3 protein-coding genes and 1 pseudogene are annotated in these 1870 nt (G+C 36.5%); 3 read left to right on the plus strand and 1 reads right to left on the minus strand.

Going from position 1 to position 1870, the window contains the following annotated elements; all coding sequences use genetic code 11:
- The 3 genes and pseudogenes from ACHHZ7_RS25310 to ACHHZ7_RS25320 form a co-directional block, all read left to right on the plus strand.
- The coding region (locus tag ACHHZ7_RS25310) for an IS1 family transposase (RefSeq protein ID WP_019725171.1) at window positions 1–110 on the plus strand (110 nt) is incomplete at its 5' end.
- 20 nt (window positions 111–130) lie between these two features.
- Window positions 131–808 (plus strand): annotated as a pseudogene (gene repM, locus ACHHZ7_RS25315) (replication initiation protein RepM); the annotation flags it as partial.
- Between the two features lie 66 nt (window positions 809–874).
- The gene (locus ACHHZ7_RS25320; RefSeq protein WP_004896925.1) at window positions 875–1417 is read left to right on the plus strand and encodes a plasmid replication DNA-binding protein; all 543 of its coding nucleotides are present in this window, start codon (window positions 875–877) and stop codon (window positions 1415–1417) included.
- A 267-nt stretch (window positions 1418–1684) separates the two neighbouring features.
- Here the strand turns inward: ACHHZ7_RS25320 and ACHHZ7_RS25325 are convergent.
- A partial coding sequence (locus ACHHZ7_RS25325) for a hypothetical protein (protein ID WP_395149235.1) occupies window positions 1685–1870 on the minus strand: 186 nt, incomplete at its 5' end.

Below are 1870 nucleotides of genomic sequence, written 5' to 3' on the forward strand. Positions count from 1 at the left end.
TGAGGCAGCACCTGGCACGGCTGGGACGGAAGTCGCTGTCGTTCTCAAAATCGGTGGAGCTGCATGACAAAGTCATCGGGCATTATCTGAACATAAAACACTATCAATAAGTTGGAGTCATTACCATCAGAGTCTTAGTGAAAAAGGTAACACTATTAATCACAAATCAAGATGGGTGAGCGAGGTGGCTTATATTGATAATGAAGCTGTCGTTAGACTTATTTTTGCCCCTGCTATTGTGCCTTTAATTACTAGGTTAGAAGAACAATTTACAAAGTATGAAATACAACAAATAAGTAATTTAACAAGTGCTTATGCTGTTCGTTTATATGAAATATTGATTGCATGGCGTAGTACTGGAAAAACGCCTCTCATAACTATGTATGATTTTAGACAAAAAATAGGTGTACTCGAGACTGAATACAAACGAATGTATGATTTTAAAAAATATGTTTTAGACATTGCATTAAAACAAGTAAATGAACATACCGATATTATTGTCAAAGTTGAACAGCATAAAACAGGTAGATCTATTACTGGTTTTTCATTTAGCTTTAAACAGAAAAAATCAGCCACGCATTCAGTCGAATCTAAAAGAGATCCGAATACATTAGACCTCTTTTCAAAAATAACAGATAAACAACGCCATCTATTCGCCAACAAGCTCTCAGAGCTTCCTGAGATGAGTAAATATTCACAAGGCACAGAAAGCTATCAGCAGTTTGCTGTACGTATAGCTGCCATGCTGCAAGATGCAGAGAAATTTAAGGAATTACTTCCTTTACTCAGAAAATTAGGATTTCAATGACATTGTTAATTGAAATTGTTAAGTTAACAGTCAGGTATTAACACAAGTTGAAAACTGGTTTACATAATGAAAAAACTGTCAGTTTCAGAGTTAGCTAAGCTTTATGGATATTCAAGACAAGCCATATATGCACATATAAACAAAGGAAATTTATCTAAAGGATCTGATGGATTAATTGACTTTTCAGAGGCCCTAAGAGTTTTTGGGGAACCACAAAAAAAAGAGGATACAGTCAATCAAAGTCAATCAATTAACAGTCAAAACTTGACAGAAGTTGACTTACTAAAACGTCAAGTTGACATACTGGAAAAACAATTAAATCAGGCAATACAGAGAGAAAATCAATCTTTAGAACGTGAATCGTTTTATCAAGAACAGATTGAAGCTATGCAGCGCTTACTAGAAGCACCAAAAGCCAATATGACTACCTTTACCGATCAGAGCTTTAAACAGGATATAGCAACGGATCCTCGGTCGGAACTAGCAACGAACTATGACGAATTGACTACTCCTCAGCAAGACAATAAGCGTATTCCTATCCCGGAGCATGTTGAACCAGAACAGAAGAAGAGAGGCTTCCTAAGCCGCTTTTTCCTTCCATATGGTTAGCCAAGACTCCAGTTTTTTGAAGAGCCAATTTCAGTGCAAGCACTTGAAATAATGACTCCTCAAAAAACCGGATGATGTTTATTAAAACTGAATAAAACCGTGGAACATCGCTCAATTAGTGATCGTGGAACATGAATAATCAATAAAAAGCCGTTCTGGTGCCCTATACTCCAGAACGGCTTACGTTAATATAATGATATTTAAAGAGAAATATCAAGCATTTCGTATAAGGTGTATTATGTTAATTTTAGAAAATCTTCACTACTATTATTTTAAAATAAGCCTTATATCCAAGCATAAAACAAGGTTGTCTAGACTTCTTTTAACGGCACTGTTGCAAATAGTCGGTGGTGATAAACTTATCATCCCCTTTTGCTGATGGAGCTGCACATGAACCCATTCAAAGGCCGGCATTTTCAGCGTGACATCATTCTGTGGGCCGTACGCTGGTAC

Origin of the sequence: Citrobacter freundii complex sp. 2024EL-00216, assembly GCF_043945515.1 — a bacterium.
GTDB classification, from domain to species: domain Bacteria; phylum Pseudomonadota; class Gammaproteobacteria; order Enterobacterales; family Enterobacteriaceae; genus Citrobacter; species Citrobacter portucalensis.